This window comes from Piscibacillus salipiscarius, assembly GCF_042685285.1.
GTDB classification, from domain to species: domain Bacteria; phylum Bacillota; class Bacilli; order Bacillales; family Alkalibacillaceae; genus Piscibacillus; species Piscibacillus salipiscarius.
The window spans coordinates 19,911-37,877 of sequence record NZ_JBHUMZ010000052.1 but is presented as its reverse complement, the minus strand read 5'-3'; the positions used below and the strand labels follow the sequence as shown (position 1 = coordinate 37,877).

Here is a 17,967-nt window from a genome sequence, read left to right as displayed (position 1 = left end):
ATACCTTCAAAAATAGGAGGAATATTGGTGAGCAAAAAATAGGAGCGATGGGCTTTCCGATTTTAGGCAATTAAAGTCAGTTAGAACTGATTGTTTTATGCCCACCGTTTTGCAGGAATAGCTTTGCCATTAAATTAAGTGTACAAGACCCAAAAGTCATAATATGAAACCCTACTTTTCATTTCACCTATCATAGAGGTATAAGAGTAAACATGATGCTTAATTCCCTTCACGACTCATATTATGACCCAAACGATAAAATAAATGAATGCTTACGACTCCCATTAACGCTATTAATCCCGTTAAAACAATCGGCGGTACCCAGCTGCTTATAATCATAAAAATCCCCGCAGAACTAACGCCAATCATGATGGCAATCGAATACACCGCCATATACGTACTACGGGCATGATCCGGCACCATATTAGCTAACATCGCCTGAGAAACAGGAATATACATAATCTCCCCAATTGATGCAAACAACATCGCAACGATCAAAACGACTGGCGACTGACTAATACTAATTACGGTATATCCTATGAAAAACAAGACCAATCCCACTAATAAAACCGATTGATCATGACGTTTACGCAACAGTCCTGTCAATATCATAGTCAAGCACACAACGAGAATTGTGTTTTCTGATTTTAGAATACCTAGTAAGTTAACGCCATCAACTTCAAGCGGAAGAAAGGGCACAAATTGAATAGGTTCAGGAAACTCATTCGCAAGGCGCACCCCGATGTAATTGGTTAACTGCTCTTCAACTGAAATAATCAGAAGACTTGCGAAAGAAAACACCACAAACATTCTATGCCCTAGCATGTTCGTATATGATTTAAGCAGTTTAAAGCGCCTACCTTTATGTTCATTCACATAGTCTTGATCTGGAACATAAGTCTCCTTTATAAAAAATAAGGTAATGAAAAATGAAAGTAACGTCGCCGCCGCAACACCTAAAAACAAGTAAAACAAATAATGGAAGAATAAAAAGGCACCGACCATACTGCCAATCGCAATTCCGATATTACGAAGCCAATAGGAATACGTGTAAATCGCCTTCCTCTCAAGCGGGGAACTCACATCAATAATGAGTGCCTGATACACTGGATTCACCATTCCGTGGCTAAACTGTATAAGCACAAAAAATAAGAACGAGATATAAGGATAAACTCCCCATACCGAATTAGAAAAAGCAACGCCCATATACCCAAGAAAAATAATCAGCTCTGCCAAAAGAATAATCCTTTTCCGGCCTGTTTTGTCTGACCATGAACCACCCAAAACCGATCCAAGAACATTCGAGATCATCACGATGAGAAATAGGACCCCTGTGATCAAGCTTCCAACTTGCTTAGAAAAGTAGATGATTAAATACGGCATGACGGCCATCATGGACGTCGTCGACATAAACATTAAAGCTAATCGAATTTGAATCGTCTGATCAAACGATTTGAACCTCATACTCCACCCCACCAATGATTGATTAATCAATCGTTTGTAATGTAAAAAAGAGAACCTATTTGTAAATAGGTCCAAAAAGATTTAAGACTGATGAAACGTAACTCCCCCACAGCTCACTAAAACGTGAATCAGTCGTATTCAAACGAATGCCGATTAGTAAACTTGTGTATAACGTTGCAACTTTAAACGAATCTTGTTCGACTAACAAGCCTTTGTTTTGACCATTTTCGACAAGCTGGCTGATTCTCTCTAATAGCTGACTATGAAACTGATCTAACTCTTCGAAAACACTAGGAAAACGCGTGTGCTGCCCTACAATCAAGACAACTAACGTTAAATACGTATTCATCCCCGCAAAGATCTTAATATGTTTCTCAATCATCTTTTCTAGTTCCGTAATCGGATCATCTGCATCTGGATTAAAATTAAATAAATCATTCGATAAATCCGTGAGCGGCTCAGTGATTACTTTATAAAAAAGCTCTTCTTTATCTTTAAAATATGTAAACACACTGCCATAACTAATATTCGCAGCCTCCGATACCTTTTTAATCGTCGTTCCCTCATACCCTTCAGTTGCGAACAGGTCCGTTGCAACTTCCATAATTTTCTCTCGTCTTTTCATCATATTGACTTTTTGTTCTTCTGATAACGGCATTTATTTCACATCCTTTTACGAATGATTGATTATTCAATCATAATTATTATAACGAAGATGGAAAGATTTGTACAGAAGAATTTTCCATTAATCTATTTGCGAACCAAAAATCCCCACATATTGAAAGTCCAATACAAACGACTCTCCATCCCACTTCAGTCTATTTTGGACATAACCTATTGAATCAGCGTGATATCTTCCTGCGATTTGTTGGTAGGCTAATAATAAATATACCGGACTTCTGGAACTATACCCAATGGGATATAAGCCACTAACCGGATCCACCCACCCCGTAATTGGCTCTTTCAACGTCCCATCCTCATAATAGATTTCATTTAAATACTCTGAATCTCGCAAAGATAAATCAATCATGTATCGTGCTTGGTTTTTCTCACTGACCACTTCGACCTTGTAATCATCTTGGTAGGTCACAGTATATGAGTACTCCGCATTGTAAACATTCGAGTCAAACAGCAAACGAGCCTGTTGGTTCACAAACGAATAAATATAATTATAGCTCGTCGCCCCACTTCCACCAGATGGTATGTTTAAGAAAATATCACTCACGCCATCACCGGTGAAATCACCCAAAAACAAACCAGGGTCATAACCCATATCTTCTTCTAAATATATATTCGTAAGCAGATTGGTCGCTCCGTCATTGATCACCAGCGACATCTTTCGAATAATCGACACATCAGACTCCCTAAACCCCATCACATACACAGTGTCTGAAATCCCATCCCCCGTCACATCCCCTTGAGTCATCGCAACGATCTCATACATTGTAGGCAGTTCTCCTTTGAAGTCATGGTGTAATAGTTTATGCACGTCAACGCCGTATATTAAAAAATTCATGATTACCTAGCTTGTCTAATACTAATAGAGTAAAAGACATTATTTTTTTAAATTGAAAGGGGAATACACATGAACGATCGAAACTTTCGCATCATAGACTTGAGCTCACCACTAGACAATGACGTTAAAGAACCAATGCCACCTAAGATTGAGTACATGAAGCACGAAGAAGGGGCTGTACAAGCTGCGAATCTTCTTGGCCTTGAGCCATCAGACTTTCCTGAGAGTAAAGCATGGGCAAACGAGCAAGTCACACTCACCACTCACACAGGCACACACGTCGATGCACCATGGCACTACTGGCCAACCTCAGAAGGCGAACGCGCCAGAACCATCGATGAAATGCCACTAGAATGGTTCTATGGTAATGGTGTGCTATTCGATTTTAGTGATAAACCAGAAGGATATGAGATTCAAACAGAGGATCTACAAGAAAAATTAGAAGAGATGAATTACGAGCTTCAACCTTATGACATCGTCTTAGTCAGAACCGATGCGGATAAAAAGCTGTACGAAGAACATTACGCCTTTAAACATGCTGGTGTTTCAGCCGATGCTACTAGATGGCTCATTGACCAAGGCATCAAGGTAATGGGGACTGATGGCTGGGGATGGGATATCCCACTAAACCTCCAAGTACAAGACTATAAAAGCAATCCAAGAGATGACGTACTTTGGGCAGCCCATTATGTCGGAAAAGACCAAGAGTATTGTCAGATTGAGAAACTTGCAAACTTAGAACAATTACCTCAGAGCTATGGATTTGATGTCGCCGTCTTCCCAGTTAAAGTCAAAGGCGCTAGTGCAGGTTGGGCAAGGCCTGTTGCCATTATAAAGGAGGATTAACATGGGGTTTAATGGCTTTTTCTCCATTATCTTTATCCTATTTACTATCGTCTTAGTCGTCTGTGGATGGATCACAAAGAAATGGGTGTCAGGTTCAAATGATTACTTTATCGCAGGACGTGAAGTTGGTGTTCTAAATAATATTTTCGGAGTTGCGGCGATTGGGTTCGCCGGTACCATTATTACACTCGGACCAGGATTAGCGATTCAAAGTGGCTTTTGGGGATCCTATGGTTTTGGGATGGCTTACCTATTTGGTGGCCTAGCACTCTATGGCCTGCTTTTTGCCCCATATATCCGTAGATCAGGGGCTCATACTTTACCAGAATGGCTAGAGATGCGGTTCGATTCCAAAACTAGAATACTTATTACGCTATCTAGTATTTTCGGGTTGTTAGGTATTATGGCAAACAACGTTCTATCCATGGCATTAGTTACAACAGGCTTTACAGGCTGGTCACTCATCGCCACGTTAAGTGCCATCTTCCTCATGTTTTTAATTTTCACTTATGTAGGTGGTTTCTGGGCAATCTCGATGACAGACTTTATTCAGATGTGTATTGGCCTTGTCGCCCTCCCTGCGATGTTGATCGGGTTAATGACCAACTACGGTGGGTTCAGTTTCATCAGCAATAACTGGCCAGGTGACTTAAGTTATTTAACCTCTGGAATTACAAATGGTAGTCTTCCATTATTCTCACTTCAATATCCTAGTTTATTAACGTTTATTATATTATTCGCGTGTTTCCTTGTTTGGGGGAACAATTATTACTGGTTACGTGTATCATCAACCAGAAGTGAATCAACAGCTAAAAAGTCATTCGTCTATGCAGCCATTATTTTAGCAGTTGGTCCATACTTAATCTTAACCTTATCAGGGCTTTATGCAGGTACAGCATTTGCGGACACGTTCGCACCTAATGGAGATGTAAGTCCAATGTCCGCCTTTGGGGTTGTCTTAAAAGGACTTCCAATTGCGATAGCCGCTTTCGCGTTACTAGGTGCTTTAGCAGCTTCAATCTCAACATCAACAACATCCCTAATTGGCGCATCAAGTACAGCAACTCGTGATATTTATCAAAAGTACTACAGACCGAATGCCACACCAAAAGAATTAACTGTTCCTTCTAAAATTATTACGATGGTGTTAGGCCTACTTGTTTGGGTACTTTGCTTTTACCCGGGTGGTCCACTATTTCTATTCGCCTTTTCAACCGCATGGCTTGGCCCACCTTCTGTCTTAGTTTTACTAGGAATTTGGTGGAAGCGAACCACAATGGCAGGTGCCTTTACAGGTGCTGTCGTCGGTATTGGTCTAACAACACTCTTCACCATCTTAGAACTCACAAATATCTTCGTGCTATCTCAATATACTCATATTGGTGTCGTTGGATTAATTACCACCATACTCGCAACCGTGATCGTGAGCTTATTAACCACTCCAAATTATTATGGGCAGTCCGATTGGCAAAATAACGGCAATCACACGACTACTTACCAACTAGATGAGAAAGAATTAGAAGTGTTAACCCTCATTGCGAATGGTTATAACACCATGGCAGAGGTGAGTGACATGTTAGGAGTTGATTCAGCTGTCAGTAATAAAATTATAGAAAAACTCGATCAGAACAAAATTATTTACCGTAAAAAATACTCAGGCCCTGGCTTCTACACATTCTACATTTCAGAAGCTGGACAAAAACTAGTTAAACACGACGAAACATACGACACAGTCGCTCAACTATCTCGCGAAGACGTTATGTTCTTGAAAGAAATTGAAAAAGGCACAGACAACTTCAAAACGTTTATTCAAACGAACGAATACGACTCATTAAAGGTATCTGTCATTCTATCAAAATTTATCCGACAAGGTTACTTGCATGAAAGTGGTATCTGGAGACGAAAAGTCAAGCTCAATGAAAGCGGTCAAAATTACTTGAATTCGATTAAAGCGACAACAGCTTAAAATTTAGAATAGAGGTGAAAAAGATGAAGTTTGTGACCTTTCAAGACCCACAAGGAAACACTCAATACGGCATCACGGATGAGGTACATGTGTATCCTTTAGGCCCGGATTACCCTAGAACGATGCTAGAGTTCATACAAAACCATGATCAATATATGTCTCAACTAAAGATGAACGAACTAGACAAATCGTATTCTCTAGAAGAGGTCAATCTATTAGCCCCTTTACCGAATCCACCAAGTATTAGAGACTTCATGGCATTTGAAGAACATATCGTCAACGCAGCTAAACAAATTGGAATGGAAGTGGCAGAAGCATGGTATGAAATTCCGGCTTTTTACTTCACCAATCATCTAGTCGTATCAGGGCATCAGGCCCACATAGAGCGACCACCAAAATGTGTGGCTTTAGACTATGAGTTAGAAATGGCTTGTGTCATTGGAAAAGAAGGCAAAAACATTAAAACAAGTGAAGCAGAAAGTTATATTTTTGGATACACAATTCTTAATGACTGGTCAGCAAGAGACCTGCAGGCTAAAGAAATGAAAGTCGGCTTAGGCCCTGCAAAAGGAAAAGATTTTACTACAACGATTGGTCCATATATCGTAACTAAAGATGAACTAGAACCATATAAACTAGGTGATCGATATAACTTAGACATGGTCGCAAGAGTGAATGGTGCTCAGCTATCAAAAGGAAACTTCAAAGACATCCATTATACCTTTGGTGACATGATCGAAAGAGCTTCAGATGGCGTCACGCTTTATCCAGGAGATATTATCGGATCTGGAACGGTTGGAACTGGTTGCATCTTGGAATTAGGAACAGAAGGTAAGTGGCTCGAGCCTGGGGATACAGTTGAGCTTGAGATTACAGGGATTGGGAAACTAAAGAATATAGTTGTATAATGCTGTAAAGCTCCCTTATTTAAAATTTTAGGGAGCTTTTTTTCATAGCTTATGTTTGAGTTAAGTGTAAAAATTATCAATAAATAGCCTCTCTTGCACCTTTAAATTCACTTTCATTAAGCTCAGGATAATGCTTCTTCCATAATTCAAAAACATTATGATTAGTAGCTTCACCATTTTTAGATAGTTTCACTATATGGAAACCATATTCATCACCACATCTTTTCATAGTTCTTTTTCTTTTGTGTGAATAAATTTTACCAGATTGAGTTATGGAATAGTGACCTTCATAACCTTTTATTGTCTTTTTATCTTCCAATGTAAAACGTCCTTTCTTAATTGTTAATAATATATTAACTATCATAATTACCTTTTTCTTCAGCAACCAGTTCATCTCCATGATTAACCTCTTTATAATACTTTACTCGGTTTAATCTAGTCTTTAAATAACCTTCTAACAGCTTGTCAGTACAATATACATAACACCCTTTTTGTCCTCTAGTCATCAGTGTTCGATAAGTGTTACGGATAATTTGATCTGCTACTTTTTCTGCCTTTTCAGGTTCTTCTTTCAACATCTTCTTAATCCCTCTTAATGACTGATCCGACTTAGCTCTTTTGGTGTGATCAGTGATAACTTCTCCATTTTCAAATCTCAAGTCATCACCAATTATGACTCCCACATAGTCAAATTCCAAGCCTTGGCAGGTATGAATACAACCCGCTTCATGAATGGACTCTTCATCTATAGCCCAAGTAGATGTGTTATCTAAGTTCCAACTCATGCCAAAATCATATTCTTCAATTCTAATATCATGATACTCAGATTTTGAACGATTATCTTTTGGCCACTCCCAGCAATATCCTGAGACGATTCTAGATTTGTTATTAATTTTATTTTTCTCAAGAATTTCTCGCTTCATTTCATGTGGATCTGAAAAAACTTTAAAGTTATAATCTAAACCCATATCATTGGCATTTGCTGTTTCTCTAATTTGCAAAACATCTTCTAGCCAAGCAATATACCCATCAGAACCATCACATCTAAATTGTGATGCTAATTCACCATAAGTAATTTCGGCACCATATTCATTTGCAAATTTCTTAATCATGTCAACATTTCCAACATCTTTTAAGGTGACACGTTGATTTTCATCAATAAAGAACACAGACAATTTTGCAGTGTGTATCACTTCTTTTACTTGGTTTTCACCCATATTTTGAAACATACCAGACTTCTCGTTTAATCGATGGGCCTCATCAACAACTAAAATATCTAGTTCATTCTCCTCGGTATCTGTATAACTTCCTGACCCTTTAAACAAATTATCAATTCGAGTTTTCTTGAAGTCACCTTTAAGTTTAGTCGAATATACACTTCTAGGTGCAGAATTTTTCGTTACATACTGACATGTCAATGATTGATTGGTTAAAGCAACCAAGAGATTTATAGCTAAGACAGATTTACCAGTCCCAGGGCCACCTTCAACAATCATCACTTGTTTCGTATCAGTCTTTACTGCTCTTTCAGCAAGTTCTAAAGCTGTTTCATAGAAAACCTTTTGTTCATCAATCATAACAAACTCTTGATTACCTTTAAGCATGCTTGCTAAAGAGTCTTGTAGTGATTTGGAAGGTCTAATTTTTCCTTGTTCAATTTGATATAGGATTTCTTTATTGTCTCCATGCTTAATATACTTCTTAATAAAGTTCCTTAATTTTTCTACGTCACCTTTAGCGTAAACAGGAGCCAAATTCAAATAGTATTCATAATAATCGTCTGTTAAAGGGTCATCTTGTTGCTTGCGATAATTATGTAAATACGAACAAGGCTTAAGCTGGATGTATTGATCTTGAACATTTTCATTATAATCTTCAATCAAGACAGCATAAGACCAAGCTTGATAAGAAGGATGTGTTACCTCACGAAAGCCTCGGTTAATTGCAGTCTTAACAATCGCTTCCTTCCCTTCAACCTTTTCAACCTCAGACCATTGTTTCAACTCTACAATAACAACTGAATCATTGTCACCATCATGACCAGACAAAAGGAAATCTACACGTTTTGATGTGTAAGGAATCTTAAATTCTATTGCCACACCAGCATCATTGGGAATAGATTGATCATTTAGAACTCGGTACATATGTAGCATTGAGTTATCCCATGAACGTATCTCAGACTCACTAGTTCTTCCTAGTTTTAATTCAAACTGGTCTAGGATGTGTGAAACAAGTTCATCTTTATCAACATGTGTAAGAAACTCTTCTTTACTAGCTTCGTATACTATCATATTTAACCCTCACTAAATATTTAATAATGTTTTATAACTTTTAAACTCTTAAAATGATATTAGAAACATGGAAGTACCATTTTGTCAAAAAAATACAAAACCTGAAAACTCTATATGCAGCATGGTGTGTTCCACCAAAATCATATTTAATTTGACTTCTTTTTATAATCAAATAAAATGTCTTTCACGTTTTCTTCTAAATTATTCTTATGAAAAATTCTTTTAAATAAAGATAAAGTAAGTCTAGGCTTTTCAATGTCTTTCTTCATCTCATATATTAATTCATAAAATTCTAGATTTCTTTTTTGATCCGTTATACTTATTCCGTTTTTCTCACAGACAGCGAGTTTTTCTAATACTTCTCTTGAACCATATAATACAATGTTAGTTTTTTGATAATAATAAAGTCTATCATTAAATTGAGGTGCATATAAAATATCAAAATACTTGGAATAATGCTCTCCTTTCTTTTCCGCTAATTTAAGATATAACTCTCTTCTTTTAGTTAAGAAAGCACCTGCAAGTAGTGCTATTACAGTCATTATCCAACCATTTGCATTTACCCATTCAAGTATAACCAAATGTTTCTCCCCCCTTTTTATTTCACAGTTGAACCATAATATTTGACCTTTTTCTTATTAAACTTAAAATATTGCCCTTTTATAATACGGACTCAAATTAATAAACAAATCTTTCAACTTCTCTTCATCCACTTGATTCTCAAACAGATATTCCAATAACTCTTCTTGCCTCGATTGACCTAAGCTTAATCTATATAAGGTCAATATTTTTATTAAGCGTTCATACTTCGCGCCGTCTTTACTCATCGGATACATGGGAACATGGCGTTCGATTTTGATACCTTCATGATTAGGTAGGCACCAATATGGGACAAGTTCACTTGTCATTTGATTACGTTCTTGAGTGTTAGCTTCATCGAACATTTCTTTCCATGCGTCTGATTGAAATTCTAAGTCTTTATATTTTTCTGCAATGTTTTGTCTAATAACAAGTCCTTTATACCTGTTAATTCTACCTTCTCGTTGTTCAATATCAATTGGATTAGACGGTAAATTCCAGTGAACGATCTTTCGGCAATAGTAATGGAAATCTAGTCCTTCTTGTCCAATTGAGGTTGTTGCTAGAACGAATGGTCTGAATGGTGAATTAAATGCTAGTCTTATACTATCCTTTCTCTGATCGCTGGATTCTTGAGATTTAACATTTAAGAATCCTACAGCAAAATTGGTCCGCATTTTCATGCTATCTTGTTCTTTTGACTTGCCTTTGGCTCGTTGTTTGAACCCTTGATACGTATCCACATTATAGCTAGCCGAGTGGGCATTTAAGCCTTTAACCATTTTTTTGGTTACTTCTAGATTTTGCTGATGAATTTCAACATTTTTAAGTCCACCTTCTTCAAGGAGCATATGTCTATATTCATCCATCATGGCTTGAATATTACCGTCGATGCTGTATTTTAAGATGCTTTTCCAGTGAACTTTTCGGCTACCGTATTCTAATTCAACAACGGCTGTTGCTTCTTGGGTGTTGAAACGATCTATAATGGACTTGCCAATTTGGACGGCATAACCTAATGTCGCTGAATTCACATGATTAAACATTCTTAGAGCTGAAATTGTCGGTGATCCAAGTACCATATCTGTTAACACTTCTACTAAATCATCAGGCTTTCTTCCAAGAACAGGAATCCCATTCAGATAATAGTCTTTTAATTTCTCAAAGTGTTTAATGAACACTAACTTATCACTCTTAATTTGAGCTTCATCTTGAGAATCATCCTCTAAGCTTAACGTCGATAGAAATTCATCAGATCTAATCCAATCATTAACCTTTTCGTTATCCAAATCTAATAACATAGGTGCGAGGTAATACCAGCGTTCATCTTGTCTGTTAGAATCCTCAATGACTGGCATTTCTAATTGGTCTAATAAGTCTTTTATGTCGTTACGTACTTTATCTTTAATTTCTGATAAAGATAACTGTTGATTTAACGCATCAATAGGATCAAATAAGTTCATTAAAGTAACAGACGGATAAGCCAAACATAAATGATTCATGTTAGCTGGCTCATCATCTTTAATCGCAAACTTAATCCTTGGGTTAGGAAACCTATTTTTCGCAAAATAACTTCTGTTCTCTTTCTTATTTTTCGGCGTTCGTTTAATTAATTCTCCAATTGATAGACGCTCTGATTCATAGGATAATAATGTCGCGATAGCACGAGGCACCATTTCCCACGCTGAGAACACCAAGATTTTAGAGAAGTTTTTCGCATGTTTGTATGGCCCTTGTGGTTCATAATATGGCAGTGAAGGCGGAAGCCAAAGTAACTTATGTGCTTCATCTTCAAATGCCAAATCACGCAATCCCTTCAGTTTTGCATTAGTTTCAGGAAGTTTTTTATACTTTTTGATTTGATTACGTTTCAACCACAAATTAGGCTTATTCGCGATATTTAATTCTTGTTTGTTTTCTTTAAAATAGTTTAATAGATTCTTCTTAATTTTATAATTCTCCATATATGACATTAAAAATGGAGAAGACTTCACATAATCAATCGGCAAGTTTTGTTTTAAGTCAGTTTGATTCAGCATCTGATCCATTTCAATAAACGAGAGAATATCACCCTCTGAAATATCAAGAAAGTGATTTTGCTTAATATCTATTAAGTCATCTGAATTGGGGACCGACATTCTTTCCGTTCTTGCGATTCCTTTATAAAGTTTGTCTTCCGCTTCCTTTTTCAACGCTGAGACCATCGCGAAGTCTTCAAGTTCTAATTGTCTTAAAGACACCGAGTAATTGTTCCAGACTTCCTTGAAATGCTTCAGTTCATCAGGGTGATGTTCAAACAAGAATTCGACTAACTGCATAAATTCACGGTAGTGAACATCCTGTTCATTTTCAGAGATTTCTTCTAAGGTTGAATACAATTTATAAGGTGTCGCAGAGAGTAATAGAATTTTGATGTCTTGCTGATCCTGCTTTTCCGAATTAAAGAATTTATTCGCTAATAGTGCCGTTTCATTGTCTTCATCCGACCGAATGAGTTCAGGAAACCGTTGAAATTCATCCATGATGACTAAATCTGGATCCATTAAATCAACGCTGATTTCAGCCATCATCTTCCGCAACTTATGTATGAGCCTTAAAGTGTTATTGATGTTTTTGGTTGAGCCTGATTCTTTAATGTCGTTTGCCACTTGGTTAATCATTGTTAAAATTTCAGGATGTTCATGAAAGTAATGGTCTACTTTAGAAAGAATTGTTTTTAAATACTTGCCATCACTTAGTTCATCACATTCTTGAACCTTTTGTTCATAGAAGTTTTTAGCCCACTGATTCCAGCTTTTAGTGGCCGTATATTCAAGCAGTAAATCAATCTCGTTTAAATGCTCTTCGATAGGCTTATACCATTTCAATATCGCAAATAATAATGCTCGCTCGCGCACACTTCCCCCGCCACCTGTCATCTTAAAGGATGTGTGAGGGGTTAAAGGAATTAATTGTATATAAGATTGATCTTTCTCAAATTGCTGTTCAAAGATTTTTAAATGCTGCATGGATAATCTTGTATCTTCCATTGATTCTAGGGTGACGTTCTCGTCAATCTTTAACTTTTGCAGGTTCTGACCCGCAATGCTTTGATTGGAACAGACGTAAACGACTTTAAATAAATCATCATCTAAATCTTCTTTATAATAACGAGCCGTTTTTGCGACTACTCCTCTTGCCACTAATGTCTTTCCAAGCCCTACTTCGTCTGCGACAAGTACTCTAGAATAGTCAGATTTAAACAAGTCAAAAACACGCTCAACTGTGGCCCTTTGAAAATCCATTAAACCATCTAATATTTCCGCTTCTTTACGCTTTAGATCCATCACTTTTTCACCCTTTTAACTGATTTAAGGAATGTTCGGTATAATGTTTCAAATTCTTCTGGAATGACGTCATTGTCATTGATATATTCCATAACCTTTTGAATATCATCGAGTTTTTCTGGAGTTCTAGAAGACGTTTTTAGCATGTTTTCATAGATGACTGGATAATCCGAGTAGGCATCATCCCATCTTCCTTTCCCGCTTCGCTTTCTTTCCATCTCTTCAATCATAGATAAGAGGAATTCATCATCGAGTAAGAAGGCAACGTATTTTAAGAATGTATATTTATCTTGAATAATTGATTTAAAGATGGCTTTGACTCGATCATCTGGAAGCCCCTCAATCGGTATCTTAATGATTCTTTTAACTTCCTTATCTTCCACCATAGCCGTTACACGAAAGAACTGACTTAGCTCGAGTAAACTAAGGTTCTCCATACTCACTTCATGCTCTAATGGCACATCCTTCTTACTATTGATTGAGCCAATTTTAAATGTCACATCTTCTGGCAATGAATCAAAAGTTAGTTTCAGTTCATATCCATCATCATGCTCAACAATTGAAGCTCTTCGTTCTACGCGAGTTAACTCTTTTATCTTTCGTTCTAACTCTTCAGTTAGATCCATTTCTGTTTCGTCTGCTTGGTCAGGTTTGACTGCTTTTTCGAAAGGAGATTCCAGTTCATCTTCACCAATGATGTCCTCGATTAATTCCTGAATACGGAAACCTCTTTTGCGATATTGAAGCTTTAATAGAAACTCAACGTTCCCGTAATAAGCACTATTCGTTAGGTTCGCAGACCCAATATAAAATTCATGCCACGTATACTTTGAGCGTGCATAAAATTTGGCATGAATGTCTTGAAACTGTGATTGTTCTAGCTCTTCTTGTTCCTCACTTAATGAGCCTTCTCCTTCTACGACCAAGTCTTTTAAAACATATATATCAAATTCCTCAAACAGTTCCTCGTCTATGCCTGCTAGTTCAGACCGTCTCGTAATTAACGTTTTAGATGGATTCGATAAAGACTTATCATTCAGTTTTTGAAGCATGGAATTTGTTAAAAACGGCGAAATAACTAGTAAATCATGATACGTGTCAAATAGATTTGAATGTTTGTCTTCATATCCATTAATCCCGAGTGGCATGAATTCAAAGTCAGGATAGTTTTTATCGGTCTGAAACTCGACATACTCCAACTCATTTAAAAGAGACTGGATTTTCGTACTTTTATCCGGATTTGAATGCGTATTAATATAATTGAAGAAATCTATTAATGGTTTGTTTTTATCCCATTTCTGTTTAGTGAGCTTCCCTTCAAGATTCACAGCCACATCCCAGCTTCGATCAAAGGTTAGATTTCTTGATAGGACGATTAACCGAAATAAAGACTCACCTTCAGAATTTACATACTTAATCAGCCATACTTTAGGATGAAACGATTTGTTATTTGGAAGCATGACTTCGAATACACTGTTTTCCATTAAAGAGAAGATTGAGTTCGCATTTTGCGGCACTTGGATCTGACCACCTTCACAAAAGATCGCAAACTTATCTGCGCTTTTACGTAATGCTTCTAACATATAGTACGGATTTTCATCGCTAAAATCATCTAATTCTGACGATAAGCTTAAAGCTAGTGGCACACCTACTAATGCCTCTAGGTCAAGCGAGAACGTAGTCCCCATGGCAAAGTCTAATTCGTAACTTTCTGGTGGGATTAATTTTTTACTGTAATTTAACCGATCTTCTCCTGGATTAAGCATCTTCCTGTTTCAACCCCTCAAAAATATCCATCATTATATTTTTCGCATCGTTAAAGCGATAATGAAGATTCTCAGAACCGACCCAATCGTTTTCATCTTTGTAGACATAGTTCTTCGTATTATTCAGCTTCGCACGGTCTCTTGATTTAAGTTCAATTTCACGTTTGATAATCAAACTGTCGATTTCTTCAAGTTTTTTAGATGCGACCGCCTTTTTCCAATTACCAAGAAAACGCATTAACTTCATATTATGAATACCTAATCTTCTAAGTACTTGATGGTAATCAAACGTTCCAAACTCATTTAACACAAACTCACTGTTCAGCCATTGTTCCCATTTATCGACAGATTTGTGGTTCTCTCCGTTAGAAAGAAGAACGTTATATCTGATATTTGCACCTTTAATAAACTGATTAAAACGTTCAGCTAATGAATAGTCCTCTTGTATGTGAGACGGAAGGTTCGTTAGTTCTCCAATCCAATCAAATCCCTCTAATTGTCTGACGAACTCCTCGTCATATTGCAGTAGGTGTGAGAATAGACTATCTTTTGAAAGAGGAGAAGTCATAATGCGCTGCTTCAGATATAAAGCTTCTTCATATGTAAGATCCATATCAATATGTTCTTTCCAATCCTTTGGTGGTAGAAGACATCGCCAAAAAGTCCCTGATAACTCATTTGAGAAACCAGAGTCATCTTGTTCTTCATTCCCTAATGACTTCAGAAGTTCCATATCTTTATTCAGTGAGGTAACCGCTCTAGCGTAATGACTTAAAGACAACCCTTGATGTTTTAAAAAGCCAAATGTCCTAAGCCCATTCCAATAAATGCTGGACGGCTTCCTTTTAAGGCTTGTCCCAGCTCGGCCTCCGATCACACCACGTTTATTATTTTTCTTAAGTATCTCTATTAACTCAACTTCAGTTCGTTCTAATTTCTCTTGTAATTTAACAGCACTTAAGTTTTCCTTCTCTAGTTCCATTAAGATATATGGAACGATAAAGAAATACTTAGCACGCGTTTGTAGGGTTGAAGTTCCAGGAAATAATATATCTGCAAATCCATCACGAATCATGCCTATTCCTAGCTCATCAACTGCTCCTGGCTCACTTAAAGCATGTAAAACAGACAGAACCTTTTTACGATGATCTGTTGAATAATCAATCCAACCGATTTCTATTGTATTCAACGTCGTACCCCCAATTAAATTAACTCTATTTCTATTTAATCAAAGAATAGTAAGATATTTCAAACTTGTAATCTATTAGTTATAGATAACTTATTATCTTACCTCTATTAACAACGCTTTAAATTGTTCATTTATACTTGTTCCAAGCGTTAAATAATCTTTCCATTTTAAATGATATTGATTTACTAGATGAATAGGCTCTTCTCGGCGATTAGTTGTTCCTTTTGATGCTTTTTCATCCCAAGAACAATTACCTGTTAATATGCGATCTTGATGAATATGAAAATCCTTATCTACTGCATCACCCTTTGGAGAAGGCTTCCAATATAAATGTTCGTTTGTAATTAACAAGGCATAACCAGTGTAGTCAGCTCTTGTCTTAGTAATATCTTCTAGTTTTTTCACATCTTTAATAAAATCATATCTAGAAACATCTAGAGCACCTTGCTTTTTTAGGTGAATATGGTTTCCGTTATATATGGTTTTAAGCAAAGAAGTTCTAAATCTCATTTCAATAAGAAGTTTACGGCCATTTTTATCTGCCCATATATCAACTTTATGGTTTTGCATAGGATAATCTATTCTCACTTGATAACCTAATGAACGAAGGTGATTGGCCAAACGGTCTCTTAAATCTCTCTGGGACTGTGGAATTTCTTGTTTCTCCTTAAAAGAATCAAACCAAGGAACATTAGTCGAGAATTCATTAAAGTTATTTATATTAGATTCGTCATTTTTGAAGCAGACTTAGCAATATCAGAGTTAATAGTCATAGGGATACATATATAGCGGAAATGGCCATTATTAAACTCATTGACTTTGCTGTAAGTCGACCACTCCATCTCGTAATCACCTAATAAACTAATAGCTTTTTCTCTTCCTTTTTTGGTGCCTTCACCAGTGTTATCAGCCCAACTCAGCTCTCCGTTAACTTTTTGCCCAAAATGAATTCGGAAATCCTTGTCTACAGTGTTTCGATAAGAATTAGGTGGTTGATAATAGGATGGATCATTCGTTAGAAAGATCACATACCCCTTATCAACTACACCATTTTCAATCATATGCTCGACTCTCTGAAAATCCTTTAATACATCATATCTTCCAGTATCATGAGCTCCTTGTTGATTTAATACATATTCTTCATTATTAACATTTTGAATTAACGCTTTAGTCTTGTATTTCAGCTCAATAGCAATTTTTTCTTTATTATGGACAACTAATAAATCCAAATAAATCTTTGAGTCTTTACCGTGAACTTTAGTTTCAAGTCTCAAATCACTATCAGGATAATATTGTTTAATCTCCCATGCTAAAGCATGTTGGAAATCCGCTTCAGAATGAAAAATAGGTCTATGTGATGACAATGAACTTAGAACTTTACCTATTTCAAACATTTTTATCTCCCCCCAAATTGATTATCATTATTTGAATTACTTAAATTGTGACTCTTCGAATTTTTATCAGATGTAATTTCTTGCATTTTCAATCTTCGACAAAAAATGTATATTTCCTTTATTATTTATTAGGCTCCTAACAGTCTAAAATTTATGTATCGATACTTCTCCATTCACCTCCCCACATCTTAAACCATACAATATTATGTTCTTATCTTTATATTACACACTTTATTTTGAGGTGATCGAAGTTGGCAAGAGTGGCTTATAATGAAAATGATGTTAATTTAGTTGCGAGAATGATGAGAGCTGAAGCTGTTGGTGAAGGCCGGTTAGGTATGCTCATGGTCGGGAATGTGATTGTGAACCGGACTGCTGCGGATTGTTTAGATTTTGAAGATTTAAGGTCGATTGAGGATGTCATCTATCAAGTACAAGGCGGGAACTACTCATTTGAAGCTGTTCAAAAAGGGAATATGTTTTATTATCGCGCTAGAGGGACAGAGAAAAAATTGGCTCGGCAGGTATTAGATTACTGGAGACAGCACCCTGCTCAGTATGCTCTTTGGTATTTTAACCCGTATGGTCAGTGCCCTTCGACGTGGTTCGGTCAGCCATTTACAGGGCAGTATAAAGAACATTGTTACTACGAACCACAAGCAGGCACATGCGCAAGTGTTTATCGCTTTTAATTTAAATAGGAGCAGGTTCTTAAAACACTG

15 protein-coding genes are annotated in these 17,967 nt (G+C 36.7%); 4 read left to right on the top strand and 11 right to left on the bottom strand.

The genetic code is table 11. The features are described from left to right. Nucleotides 1-219: 219 nt before the first annotated feature. The 3 genes from ACFSW4_RS15145 to ACFSW4_RS15135 all read right to left on the bottom strand — a co-directional run bounded on the left by ACFSW4_RS15145 (nucleotide 220) and on the right by ACFSW4_RS15135 (nucleotide 2,908). Complete coding sequence (locus tag ACFSW4_RS15145; protein ID WP_377330311.1) at nucleotides 220-1,464, bottom strand: MFS transporter; 1,245 nt, start codon at nucleotides 1,462-1,464, stop codon at nucleotides 220-222. 55 nt (nucleotides 1,465-1,519) lie between these two features. After that, complete coding sequence (locus ACFSW4_RS15140; RefSeq protein ID WP_377330309.1) at nucleotides 1,520-2,122, bottom strand: TetR/AcrR family transcriptional regulator; 603 nt, start codon at nucleotides 2,120-2,122, stop codon at nucleotides 1,520-1,522. A gap of 87 nt (nucleotides 2,123-2,209) precedes the next feature. Continuing rightward, on the bottom strand, nucleotides 2,210-2,908 hold the full coding sequence (locus tag ACFSW4_RS15135) for a VCBS repeat-containing protein (RefSeq protein ID WP_377330307.1): 699 nt from the start codon (nucleotides 2,906-2,908) through the stop codon (nucleotides 2,210-2,212). A 141-nt stretch (nucleotides 2,909-3,049) separates the two neighbouring features. Between ACFSW4_RS15135 and ACFSW4_RS15130 the strand changes: the two genes are divergently transcribed. Genes ACFSW4_RS15130 through ACFSW4_RS15120 form a run of 3 tightly spaced genes read left to right on the top strand, consistent with a single transcriptional unit; the run spans nucleotide 3,050 to nucleotide 6,700 of the window. Further along, nucleotides 3,050-3,826: a cyclase family protein gene (locus ACFSW4_RS15130; protein ID WP_054753329.1), complete on the top strand. Its 777-nt coding sequence runs from the start codon at nucleotides 3,050-3,052 to the stop codon at nucleotides 3,824-3,826. 1 nt (nucleotide 3,827) lies between these two features. Next, entirely contained in the window at nucleotides 3,828-5,792 is a 1,965-nt protein-coding gene (locus ACFSW4_RS15125; protein WP_377330304.1) for a sodium:solute symporter family transporter, read from the top strand. Nucleotides 5,793-5,815: 23 nt separating this feature from the next. Beyond that, on the top strand, nucleotides 5,816-6,700 hold the full coding sequence (locus ACFSW4_RS15120; protein WP_054753336.1) for a fumarylacetoacetate hydrolase family protein: 885 nt from the start codon (nucleotides 5,816-5,818) through the stop codon (nucleotides 6,698-6,700). 76 nt (nucleotides 6,701-6,776) lie between these two features. Here the strand turns inward: ACFSW4_RS15120 and ACFSW4_RS15115 are convergent, their stop codons facing one another. The 8 genes from ACFSW4_RS15115 to ACFSW4_RS15080 form a co-directional block, all read right to left on the bottom strand. Beyond that, nucleotides 6,777-7,100 carry an NUMOD4 domain-containing protein gene (locus tag ACFSW4_RS15115; protein WP_377330302.1) on the bottom strand — a complete coding sequence of 108 codons (324 nt, stop codon included), beginning with the start codon at nucleotides 7,098-7,100 and terminating at the stop codon, nucleotides 6,777-6,779. Further along, entirely contained in the window at nucleotides 7,054-8,991 is a 1,938-nt protein-coding gene (locus tag ACFSW4_RS15110) for a DNA/RNA helicase domain-containing protein (RefSeq protein WP_377330300.1), read from the bottom strand. The genes ACFSW4_RS15115 and ACFSW4_RS15110 overlap by 47 nt, the downstream gene beginning before the upstream one ends. A gap of 146 nt (nucleotides 8,992-9,137) precedes the next feature. Next, a complete protein-coding gene (locus ACFSW4_RS15105) occupies nucleotides 9,138-9,572 on the bottom strand; it encodes a hypothetical protein (RefSeq protein WP_377330298.1) in 435 nt (144 codons plus the stop codon). A gap of 63 nt (nucleotides 9,573-9,635) precedes the next feature. After that, a complete protein-coding gene (locus tag ACFSW4_RS15100; protein ID WP_377330296.1) occupies nucleotides 9,636-12,896 on the bottom strand; it encodes a DEAD/DEAH box helicase in 3,261 nt (1,086 codons plus the stop codon). Next, on the bottom strand, nucleotides 12,896-14,662 hold the full coding sequence (locus ACFSW4_RS15095) for a hypothetical protein (RefSeq protein WP_377330294.1): 1,767 nt from the start codon (nucleotides 14,660-14,662) through the stop codon (nucleotides 12,896-12,898). Before ACFSW4_RS15095 ends, ACFSW4_RS15100 begins: the two co-directional genes overlap by 1 nt. After that, nucleotides 14,655-15,851, bottom strand: a complete 1,197-nt coding sequence (locus ACFSW4_RS15090) for a DUF6361 family protein (protein WP_377330292.1) — start codon at nucleotides 15,849-15,851, stop codon at nucleotides 14,655-14,657. The genes ACFSW4_RS15095 and ACFSW4_RS15090 overlap by 8 nt, the downstream gene beginning before the upstream one ends. 93 nt (nucleotides 15,852-15,944) lie before the next feature. Then, nucleotides 15,945-16,472 carry a hypothetical protein gene (locus ACFSW4_RS15085; RefSeq protein ID WP_377330290.1) on the bottom strand — a complete coding sequence of 176 codons (528 nt, stop codon included), beginning with the start codon at nucleotides 16,470-16,472 and terminating at the stop codon, nucleotides 15,945-15,947. A 95-nt stretch (nucleotides 16,473-16,567) separates the two neighbouring features. Next, nucleotides 16,568-17,245 carry a hypothetical protein gene (locus tag ACFSW4_RS15080; RefSeq protein WP_377330288.1) on the bottom strand — a complete coding sequence of 226 codons (678 nt, stop codon included), beginning with the start codon at nucleotides 17,243-17,245 and terminating at the stop codon, nucleotides 16,568-16,570. A gap of 251 nt (nucleotides 17,246-17,496) precedes the next feature. Here ACFSW4_RS15080 and ACFSW4_RS15075 point away from each other — a divergent pair, with 251 nt between their 5' ends. Next, entirely contained in the window at nucleotides 17,497-17,937 is a 441-nt protein-coding gene (locus ACFSW4_RS15075; protein ID WP_054753354.1) for a cell wall hydrolase, read from the top strand. The last annotated feature ends 30 nt before the right edge of the window (nucleotides 17,938-17,967 follow it).

What these genes read in the sequence shown, in the direction of transcription:
- ACFSW4_RS15145 (WP_377330311.1), bottom strand. Translation starts at nt 1,464, where the DNA reads ATGAGGTTCAAATCGTTTGATCAGACGATTCAAATTCGATTAGCTTTA.
- ACFSW4_RS15135 (WP_377330307.1), bottom strand. Translation starts at nt 2,908, where the DNA reads ATGTATGAGATCGTTGCGATGACTCAAGGGGATGTGACGGGGGATGGG.
- ACFSW4_RS15125 (WP_377330304.1), top strand. Translation starts at nt 3,828, where the DNA reads ATGGGGTTTAATGGCTTTTTCTCCATTATCTTTATCCTATTTACTATC.
- ACFSW4_RS15115 (WP_377330302.1), bottom strand. Translation starts at nt 7,100, where the DNA reads ATGGAGATGAACTGGTTGCTGAAGAAAAAGGTAATTATGATAGTTAAT.
- ACFSW4_RS15120 (WP_054753336.1), top strand. Translation starts at nt 5,816, where the DNA reads ATGAAGTTTGTGACCTTTCAAGACCCACAAGGAAACACTCAATACGGC.
- ACFSW4_RS15140 (WP_377330309.1), bottom strand. Translation starts at nt 2,122, where the DNA reads ATGCCGTTATCAGAAGAACAAAAAGTCAATATGATGAAAAGACGAGAG.
- ACFSW4_RS15095 (WP_377330294.1), bottom strand. Translation starts at nt 14,662, where the DNA reads ATGCTTAATCCAGGAGAAGATCGGTTAAATTACAGTAAAAAATTAATC.
- ACFSW4_RS15110 (WP_377330300.1), bottom strand. Translation starts at nt 8,991, where the DNA reads ATGATAGTATACGAAGCTAGTAAAGAAGAGTTTCTTACACATGTTGAT.
- ACFSW4_RS15100 (WP_377330296.1), bottom strand. Translation starts at nt 12,896, where the DNA reads ATGGATCTAAAGCGTAAAGAAGCGGAAATATTAGATGGTTTAATGGAT.
- ACFSW4_RS15130 (WP_054753329.1), top strand. Translation starts at nt 3,050, where the DNA reads ATGAACGATCGAAACTTTCGCATCATAGACTTGAGCTCACCACTAGAC.
- ACFSW4_RS15080 (WP_377330288.1), bottom strand. Translation starts at nt 17,245, where the DNA reads ATGTTTGAAATAGGTAAAGTTCTAAGTTCATTGTCATCACATAGACCT.